This window comes from Candidatus Borrarchaeum sp. (assembly GCF_019058535.1).
In the GTDB taxonomy this organism is placed as follows: domain Archaea; phylum Asgardarchaeota; class Sifarchaeia; order Borrarchaeales; family Borrarchaeaceae; genus Borrarchaeum; species Borrarchaeum weybense.
Map to the genome: position 1 here is coordinate 1 of NZ_JAHPYX010000115.1, position 9,440 is coordinate 9,440.

Sequence of the window (9,440 nt, forward strand, 5' to 3'; positions counted from 1 at the left end):
ACTCGGCACTGTCGAAGTGCTTGATGCAATTCAACAGTTAAAAAAAGAAGGTAAAGTCACGACAATCATGATTACTCATAAAACAGAAGAAATCATAGATCTTGCAGACAAAATATTAATTTTAAGAGATGGTAAGAGTATTGACTACGGACCAACAGATGAAGTCCTCAGTCGCACAAAAATAATCGAAGAAAACGGTGTTCGTCCGCCTGATATCTCTCAATTATTCCTAAAATTACAAGAGAGATTTCACGTAGAACCTCAAATTTCTCTCTATCAAGGAATAGGAAAAATGGAAGCCCTTTTTAAAGATAGAAAACTTTCCGTCAAAAAAGCGTTACCTGGTGATGGAAAAAAGGAATTAGGAGAATCTATTTTAATTGCTGAAAATTTAAGCTATTCTTACAAAGGTTATGAACATATTAAGGCGTTAAAAAACATCAATTTGAAAATCTATGAAGGCGAATTTGTAGGCATAATTGGTCAAAATGGAAGCGGAAAGACTACTTTGGTTAAGAATTTTGTTGGTATTTTACAAGCAACAGAAGGAAACGCATTCTTCAGAGGCGAAGATCTTAGTAAACTTGATGTTAGTGACGTAGCAAAAAAAGTAGGAATGGTACTTCAGAATCCAGATTATCAATTATTCACTATTTCGGCAGACAAGGAAATCCGTTTCGGTTTAAAAAATATTGGAGTGCCAGATGACGAGATAGAAGACCGTGTTCTAGATGCATTACGAGTTGTGGGTCTTGATAAAGAATATGACACATTTCCATTCCGATTGTCGTTCGGAGATCGGCGCAAGTTAGCGGTAGCTACGGTCTTAGCAATGAGACCAGAAATACTGATTATGGATGAACCGACAACAGCGCAAGATTATTGGGGACGATACTTACTTGCGGATTTAGCCAAAGACTTGTTTGATAAAGGCTTATTGAAAACTGTAATTATGATTACACACGATATGGAACTCGTGGCGAGATTCGCTAAGAGACTAATAGTCATGGCAGATGGAGAGATAATTGCCGATGGTCCCACAAGAGATGTTTTTTATCAGAAAGATGTATTAAAGCGGGCGTTTCTGAAGCCTCCACAAATGACACAATTAGCATTCGCTTTGCAAGAATATAATATTCCTCAAGATGTGCTTTCTGTTGAAGATATGATTCATATTTTATCCTAGAAGGGAGATACGGAATCAATGACAATCGAATATATAAAAGCAAATTCACTCATGCACAGAATGAGTCCTATTGCAAAACTGATTTATGTGTTACTCACACTCCCCTTAGTCTTAATTGTCACACGAACAGCAGATATACTGATGCTGTTGGTCTGGCTTGTATATACATTGATTTTATGGCAGTTTGGCAAAATCAGGTTAAGATATCTTGCTAAAGTTTTCAGACTTTTCCTATTTGTTTGTATCTTTATTATCGTCATTCAGGGATTCATGTACGCGCGCGTAGGCTTAGGAGAATCACAGACTCCACTCTTCAAATTACCATGGAGTTACCAAATTGCTGGCGGTGCTGACTTAGGCGTCTTTACATTAGAAGGATTCCTCTTCGGAATAATGATTGTTGTTCGTGTCATTACCGCTGTATGCGCGCTTCCGCTCTTAATAATGACCACTTCGCCATCCAAATTATTAGATGGGCTTACAAAGATTAAAGTTCCTTTTAGCTTTGCATTTATGCTCGTCACTGCGATTCGGTTCGTACCAATGGTGGACGCCACATGGAGTCGAATCGTAGAGGCACAAAAACTTCGTGCGTTCAATATCGATAAAATGAATTTCATCAAGAAAGCAATTAGTGCTTACATCCCAATTACGACGCCCCTAGTGCTTATACTCTTGCGGCAAGCAAATGATTTAGAAATCGCAATCGAAAGTCGAGGGTTTGGAGCTCCCGAAAAGCGTACTTTCATGGAAGATGTAGGAATTCATGCAAGAGAAATTGCATTTTTAGCTATAACGGTCTTAGTATATGCCTTCTGTCTTTGGTTCAAATTCAATACAGGTGCCTTTAACACAGCTACCCTATGGGTGCAAGTATTAACGGTCTATATTCCTATGATTCCACAACTTCTGCCCTTTTAAAAGGATTTTTTTAATTGTATCTCATTTTTAAAAAGTTTAAGTTGAAAAGCAGAAACGAAATAACTAATTGCAACAGTCTGCGAGTAAACTGCCTCACGTTGAAGCATCGAGCCAATGTCACACTATTGATCAATTAGAATAAGAAGCTTCAAATTTGTACAATAAGTTAGCTGATTCTCTCAATAGAAGATACTGTTTTGTCATCAGATATTTCAATGTTAAATGAGCTTACGAAGAACACGTCATTATACGGTGTGAAATATTTCACTTGACCTAATAATGATTGGCCAGAATAGGGTGCTAAATCAATCTTTTCTAGCAATTTTTTAAAACCCCTATCTATATGATAATTGAATTTAGTGCGTAAAATCACCTCATTCTCAGCCAAAACTTTCCCGTTAGCATTGTCAATGCACAATCTGAATTTTGTCATAATTAATCACCTTAAAGCAGGGATGTAGGTTTAATTATATATGCCTAAGAAAAGTCAATTATGAGGGGCATAATAAACCTTATGTTAATGACAATCAATTTGTCTCAACACTCGGCACATACTTCGGCAATATCGTGTAATATTGCTAAAAACACCTGGACTTTATCATCTTTAATCTGCTTAGCAGCACGTAGTGCCTCTTGAATATATTGATAATCTCTACTTTCTTTCCATTTGCCAGAGAGTTCCTTTACCTTGTTTTTTAACTCTTCGTCTGACATTTTATATCATCATCTACAGATACGTCACTCATAGATTTAAACCTAGAGTGGGAGAGTAGTGTAAGTGAAAACGTACTTTTGTCAATTTGCTTCGAAATCTATCATATTTTGTCGACAAGTCGATTTAACACCTTCAACGAGTCAAATAGAAAACTGCTATATTTAGAGCACAATCATTTAATTAGTGAAAGTCACACATATAGCCAACATACGAAAATTTGAGGTTAGAAAAATGGTGCTATTCCTTTCTCGTTCAGATTTAGAGTCCGTTTTAACAATGAGTGATACTATTAATGTAGTTGAACACGCATTTGCTGAATTTTCTAGGCGAACCGCGAAGGCCCCCCTAAGAGTTCCGATAGAAGTCGAAAAAGAGGAAGGTATTGTTCTTTTTATGCCAGCATATTTAGAACAAATGGAGGCTATGAGCTGTAAGGTTGTATCTGTATTTAAAAATAATCCACAACTCTACAATCTCCCAACAATTCATGCTGCGGTTCTCTTAATTGATCCAAAAACTGGACAAATTCTTAGCATAATGGATGGAGGTTATCTCACAGCTATGCGTACAGGAGGCGTTAGTGGGGTTGCTACTAAATACTTAGCACGAGAAAAGGCGAAAAAAGTGGGTCTTATCGGCACAGGAGTTCAAGCAGAGAAACAATTGTGGGCGGTATGTGAAGTAAGACCTATAGAAAAGGCAAAAATCTATTCTATAGACCCAATAGAGAGGCAAGAGGCTTTTGCAAAACAAATGAGTGAAAAATTGAACATTCCTGTTAATGTAGCAACAAGCAACAAAGAAACTGTAGAAGATGCAGATATAATTCTGACAGCTACATGGTCGAAAACTCCTACATTTTCTGGTGATTGGATTAAACCAGGTACGCATATTAACGGTATTGGGAGCTACACGCCTCAAATGCAAGAAGTGGACGTTGCCACCGTAAAAAAGGCTAAGGTAGTCGTTGATTCGTTTGAAGCATCGTTTAGTGAAGCAGGAGACCTTATTATACCATTAGAGAATGGAGCTATAACAAAAGAGCATATATACGCGGAATTAGGCGATCTTGTTATCGGAAAAAAACCAGGAAGGACATCAGAAGACGAAATCACATTTTTCAAATCGGTTGGCATGGCAATTCAGGATGCAAGCGCCGCAAAACATGCATATCTGGCGGCAAAAAAGAAGAACATAGGAACAGAGATTTCCTTTTAATAAAATAGAGATTTGTCGTTATAGTTAATACATGCTTATTCACGACTCTTTTTTTTAATGAGTCTCACAAATAATTCAGGGAGATCAAGCATCTCTATATCAGTTCCATTTCGGTCCACGGCTTCTCTTAGATTGTAAGTGCAAAATGGGCATGCCGTCGTTAAGATCTCGGCTTTGGTTTCTTCGGCATCTTCTAGTCTTCTATTTGCGAGATTTCTTGAAAGGTCTCTGAAAGCAGAACGTACTCCACCGCCTGCACCGCAGCATCGCGCATTTTCTTTATTTCGTTCCATTTCAACTAGTTCCAAACCAGGCACCTTCTGTAAAACAACCCTTGGTATTTCATAGAGATCCATATGACGTCCAATGTGGCATGGATCGTGAAACGTTACAGTTTTATCTAATTGTTGTAGCTCCACTTTTCCCGTTTCAATTAATTCGTGAAGCAATTCTGGAACATGAAGCACTTCAAAGCCTAAGTCATCCGTGCCAAGTAATTCTGGATAATCAACTTTGAATGTTCTGTAGCAACCTGCACACGCCGTAACAACTCGATCGGCGCCTAATTTCTTGATCTCCTCTACATTATGCTCTGCCAGTTTTTTTGCAATATCAATATATCCAGTTCGTAAGGCAACTGAACCGCAACACCATTCTTTGTCTCCTAGAACAGTAAAATCAATTCCACTCTCTTTTAAAATTTCAATCGTACTCTTAGCAATACTGGGTAGTCTGTATGTCGCCATGCAACCCACATAATACACTAACATGTTTGTACCCCTAATCTTCTTCTTGGACAAGTTTAAGGAAGTTGTTACGTACTTTAGGGTCTTCCCCAAATGGATTATACGTTTTCTCGATATTTGTGACAAGCTCAGACGATACTTCCGTTGCATGTCCCTTTTCTACCAATAATTTCCGTAATTTCTCGATAATTTTTGCCACATCTAATTCACACAGGCAAGTATATGTACAATTTTTGCATGTGGTGCATTGATAAATTCTCGATACTACCGTATCGTTTAATTCAATTTGGTCTGATAAGAGAAAATACGCTAAGATCATCTTAGCCCTTGCGCTGAATGGTTCACGTCTGTTTTCTTCAAAAATTGGGCATACCGCTTTACACAATCCACAATTTGTACATATTATTACTTCATCTCTAAGCTTTGCCAATTCTTCACTGTTTGACGCACTTTCGTTCATAAACTCATCGTCCTTTAGTTATTCATCCTTATATTTTGAGTAAGCTGAATGAGGAGGCTCTTCAAATGATAATTCATCTAAACACATTTTTCCAATATTTAGGATTCCATTAGGATCGAATAATTGCTTAATAGCCCTCATTATGTCCAAGCTGTTTCCCAGTTCTGCAGGAACAAATGGGCTTTTGATCAAACCTATCCCGTGTTCTCCTGTAATTGTCCCTCCAACCTGTGCTATGAGGTCCACTATTTCCTTTTCAGCCTTTTTTGCAGCCTTCCACTCATTGGGATCATCTACCTTTACAAAAACTGCAGGGTGTATTATTCCGAGTCCCACATGCCCAAACACGGCTGCTAAGACATCATGTTCATCGAAGATTTGCCGCATCTTGATCATCACGTCTATCATTGCAGATAGGGACACGCATGGGTCTGCAATGGCAAAGCCCACTTCTCTATAACCTGCGTGAGTTTTTGCAATGGCTATATCTATGCCCGTCCTAGGCAACCACAAGGTATCCATTTCTTTTGGGTCTTTAGACCACAGTATATCGCGCCCATCATGTGCTATACACATTTCTTTGACTACATTTACCTTTTTCTCAAGTGAGTCATCGTCTGGTGCTTCTACATCGGTAATCATCATTGCTTCGGCTTTTGGAAAACCTAATTGAAGTGTCTTATTCACAGCATTTAGAGAAAACTGATCTACAATTTCGATTGCACTTGGCTCGACGCCTGCATATATAATTGCTCTTACAGCAGACATCACATTCTCCATCTCATCAAAAAATATGCCTATTGTCGCTGAAGTTTTCGGAAGTGGTGCGATACAAATCGTAATTTCAGTTATAGCACAAAGAGTGCCTTGAGATCCAGCAAATAGCCGTATTAAATTAAAGCCGCAATTGTTTCGTAAGGTATTTGTTCCAAGTTTTACGATCTTGCCATTGGCTAAGACAACTTCAAGACCAATTATCCAGTTGCCAACCTTTCCATTTTTAAGACCGTGATGCCCGTGAGAATCGGATGCAACTACTCCTCCAAGCGAACTAACATCCTTCGAGCCGATATCATGCGGAAAAATGCAATCATATTTCATTAGTTCGCTGTTAAGTTCACCTAGACTCACTCCCGGTTGAGCAACACAGATAAAATCCTCAGGAATTATCTTAATGATGTGATTCATTTCGCTCATATCGAGTACAATTCCCCCCTTTCGAGGAAGCGAGGATCCAGTAAAACTTGCACCAGAGCCTCGCATTGTGACTGGAATCTTTTTTTCATTAGCAAACTTTAGCACTTCTGAAACATCTTTAGTCGTTTCAGGAAAAATAACTATGTCTGGCTTAAGGATATATGGTGTTAAGTCACGTGAGTACGCTAAGAGGTCTGTTTCATCAGAAATAATATTTTCTTGATTCACAATCTTTAAAAGTTGACGAAATTCGCTTTTCATCGTTGCATCGCCTTAATTATGCTGTAAAAATGAACTTTAATGCATTTACAATATAGGCAAAATGGGGTTCATCAGTAATAAATAAAAGACTATGGATATTGGTTCTCAATACTATGTGCAATCTTTAAATGATGAACATCCTCATTGCTCTTAAGGGATATGAACGATATGCAGCAGACTATCAAGTTCGGGGGGCAATCAATGATCAAGCCCCTTAAAAAAATCCTCTTAAAATCGCCCCGAGATCAACCTGAAGAAACTGAGGCATGGAGAGACTTTGGATATTTTCACAAACCCGATCTGGAGCAAGCAATTCGCGAACATGAAGAACTCGTTGATTTATTAAGAGGAGAAGGTGTAGAAGTTATCCTAGCCCAAGATGAAGAAAAGGGTTCAAACACGCTACTTGATTCTATTTTTGTATTTGATAACGCAATAGTGACCAATAGCGGTGCAATCCTTTGTAAGATGGGGAAAAAACTAAGAGAAGCGGAAGTTCCTGTTATCGAAAGAGAACTGCAGCGAATAGGCATTCCAATTTATTTTAAGATTAATGGAGATGCATTACTGGAAGGGGGAGATATATTATGGCTCGACCCTCAAACAGTTATCGTTGGTAAAACGCATCGAACTAATGAATTAGGATTTCTGCAATTAAAAATGGCCTTAGAAGAGTTATCAGTAGAGGTATTTCAATTTCCTTTACCTTACTTCCATGGTCCCGAAGATCTTATCCATTTACTCTCTATAATACATCCTCTAGACATAGATTTAGCTGTCGCGTATCTGGATCTCATGCCACTTAATATGTATGAATTTCTACAAGAGAGAGGTATTGAACTCATTGAATTGACCTATGATGAATTGAAGGTACATGGCAATAATGTATTGATGCTGAAACCTAGAAAGGGAATCATGGTAAAAGGAAATAAATCTAAGCGAAAACTAGAAGATCATGGCGTGGAAATCCTAGAATTTGAAGGAGAAGATATCTGCCACAACCGAAGCGGAGGACCAACTTGCCTTTCATTGCCTCTTTTGCGGACATAAAAGTTTAGAAAAAAACAGCTATGATAATATTATTTATAACGAAGAGAGATGTTCTGAGAGAACGAAAAATGTCGTATTCTTACAGACAATGAATTAGCAATTATTAAATCTAACTTAAAAAAAGACGCCAGAAAAGATTCTTCCGGCTAAAGATTTTAAAATTTATTTTCATTTCGGTCAAAATAGCTAGTATATTTGTTTTCTAGAGTTAAACTGCCCCTGTCCCAGGCATGCCGTGGTGTTCATCGTAATGATCTTTTAGATCGTCTTTGCTCTTATATTCCAATCCGCAATGGTCGCATTCACCAGATTCGTCCATTTTCGATATTATGACGTCAACATAGCCAGGCATCCCGTGTTTCCCCTCAATATGAGCCATCAGTTCGTCTTTGCTCTTGTAGCTAAGGCCACACGTCGGACATTCTCCAGATTCATCCATTTTCTCTATAGCTGTGTCTACTAAACCAGACATGCCATGTTTTTCCTCAGCATGTTTTTCGAATTCTTCTCGTGTTTTAAATTTAAGTCCACACGAATCACAATCATATGCACCCATTTTTATCACCTTTAATTTTTTGTCATTATTTAACATCATATTAATATGACATAGGTATAAAGGTAGAGTTTGCGGCAAAGTCACAATTAATTTGTGAATTTGTCTAGCAGAAGTTCATGTATCTTTGTGGTATGAAAAATTTGTTTTAAACTTATGAAGATTAATGTCAGAGTTGAAAAACCTCTTTATGCTTATGAGATTGAAAAAATAATAGAAAAATATGAAGTTCTCTATGGATTGGTGATGGTGAACTACCACCCTACAAGTAGACTGGCTTCCTGAATCATCCATTCCCCAACGGGACATGTCAAACAGGCTCTACGGACAGTTCCTGCCCTGATGATGAGCATGATTTTAAATAGTGCGTGGATCGGTGTAACACCGTGATGGCTGAATTATGGTCTCTCGCTAACACCAGTCCACAGTAAGGACAGCGGTGGATGCGGGTTGCCAGCGTTTTGGGTACCAGTTTGCCACACCTACTACACCGTTGGGTGCTATTATAGGCACTCACATATTCTACCAGAGAACCAGCCTCCTCCGCTTTGTACTCGGTAAAGCACATGAGTTGCCCCCAACCGGCGTCACTAATCGATTTGGCAAGATGATGGTTCTTCACCATGTTGGTGATCCTAAGGTTCTCATACACAATCAGGTCATAGGTATCGACCAGTATTCGACTAAGCTGGTGATGAAAGTCCTTCCGTTGGTTGCGTATCTTTCGGTGTACCCGTGCTACCTTCCTGTTCTGCTTGTGACGATTATGGGAACCCTTACGTTTCCTATCTTTCCTTCGCTGTTCTTTGGCTAACTGCTTCTCCGAGTGTCTCAACCAGCGTGGGTTAGCGATGGTGTCTCCGTTATTACACGTGATTAGACTCTTCAGCCCGACATCTATACCTACGGCCTTCCGTATGTCTCTCTGAGGCTGAGGATCGGGATTAGGCAGTGCTATTGCAAAACAGGCATACCAGTGGTCGACATCGCGTGTAATGGTACAGGTCTTGATCACCCCTTCAACTGGGATCCGGCGGTGGAGTGTAATGGTGATAGCTCCGATTTTCGAGAGGCGGAGTTTCTTGTGGTGGTAATCGAGGGCGAACCCACTTTGCGGGTAGGTGAAGGAATCA

11 protein-coding genes are annotated in these 9,440 nt (G+C 39.0%); 4 read left to right on the forward strand and 7 right to left on the reverse strand.

Annotated features, from left to right (window positions below; all coding sequences use genetic code 11):
* A partial coding sequence (locus QVB70_RS06540) for an ATP-binding cassette domain-containing protein (protein WP_287584630.1) occupies positions 1-1,186 on the forward strand: 1,186 nt, incomplete at its 5' end.
* Between the two features lie 18 nt (positions 1,187-1,204).
* The gene (locus QVB70_RS06545) at positions 1,205-2,107 is read left to right on the forward strand and encodes an energy-coupling factor transporter transmembrane component T (protein ID WP_287584631.1); all 903 of its coding nucleotides are present in this window, start codon (positions 1,205-1,207) and stop codon (positions 2,105-2,107) included.
* A 166-nt stretch (positions 2,108-2,273) separates the two neighbouring features.
* On the opposite strand, the gene QVB70_RS06550 is transcribed toward QVB70_RS06545, so the two are convergent.
* A complete protein-coding gene (locus QVB70_RS06550) occupies positions 2,274-2,540 on the reverse strand; it encodes a hypothetical protein (RefSeq protein ID WP_287584633.1) in 267 nt (88 codons plus the stop codon).
* A 104-nt stretch (positions 2,541-2,644) separates the two neighbouring features.
* Positions 2,645-2,821 (reverse strand): hypothetical protein, encoded by a 177-nt coding sequence (locus QVB70_RS06555; protein WP_287584635.1) that lies wholly within the window; start codon positions 2,819-2,821, stop codon positions 2,645-2,647.
* Positions 2,822-3,053: 232 nt separating this feature from the next.
* On the opposite strand from QVB70_RS06555, the gene QVB70_RS06560 reads away from it, so the two are divergent.
* A complete protein-coding gene (locus QVB70_RS06560; protein WP_287584637.1) occupies positions 3,054-4,040 on the forward strand; it encodes a hypothetical protein in 987 nt (328 codons plus the stop codon).
* A gap of 35 nt (positions 4,041-4,075) precedes the next feature.
* On the opposite strand, the gene QVB70_RS06565 is transcribed toward QVB70_RS06560, so the two are convergent.
* Genes QVB70_RS06565 through QVB70_RS06575 form a run of 3 tightly spaced genes read right to left on the reverse strand, consistent with a single transcriptional unit; the run spans position 4,076 to position 6,704 of the window.
* Entirely contained in the window at positions 4,076-4,936 is an 861-nt protein-coding gene (locus QVB70_RS06565; RefSeq protein WP_342766547.1) for a heterodisulfide reductase-related iron-sulfur binding cluster, read from the reverse strand.
* Positions 4,821-5,246: a (Fe-S)-binding protein gene (locus QVB70_RS06570; RefSeq protein ID WP_287584639.1), complete on the reverse strand. Its 426-nt coding sequence runs from the start codon at positions 5,244-5,246 to the stop codon at positions 4,821-4,823. The genes QVB70_RS06565 and QVB70_RS06570 overlap by 116 nt, the downstream gene beginning before the upstream one ends.
* Positions 5,247-5,264: 18 nt before the next feature.
* A complete protein-coding gene (locus tag QVB70_RS06575) occupies positions 5,265-6,704 on the reverse strand; it encodes an FAD-binding oxidoreductase (RefSeq protein ID WP_287584641.1) in 1,440 nt (479 codons plus the stop codon).
* A gap of 201 nt (positions 6,705-6,905) precedes the next feature.
* On the opposite strand from QVB70_RS06575, the gene QVB70_RS06580 reads away from it, so the two are divergent.
* Positions 6,906-7,754, forward strand: a complete 849-nt coding sequence (locus QVB70_RS06580; protein WP_287584643.1) for a dimethylarginine dimethylaminohydrolase family protein — start codon at positions 6,906-6,908, stop codon at positions 7,752-7,754.
* 208 nt (positions 7,755-7,962) lie between these two features.
* Here the strand turns inward: QVB70_RS06580 and QVB70_RS06585 are convergent, their stop codons facing one another.
* Together QVB70_RS06585 and QVB70_RS06590 are read right to left on the reverse strand one after the other, a co-directional pair.
* Positions 7,963-8,310 (reverse strand): C2H2-type zinc finger protein, encoded by a 348-nt coding sequence (locus QVB70_RS06585; RefSeq protein ID WP_287584645.1) that lies wholly within the window; start codon positions 8,308-8,310, stop codon positions 7,963-7,965.
* A gap of 307 nt (positions 8,311-8,617) precedes the next feature.
* Positions 8,618-9,440 (reverse strand): RNA-guided endonuclease TnpB family protein (locus tag QVB70_RS06590; RefSeq protein WP_287584647.1); only part of this gene is annotated, 823 nt, incomplete at its 5' end.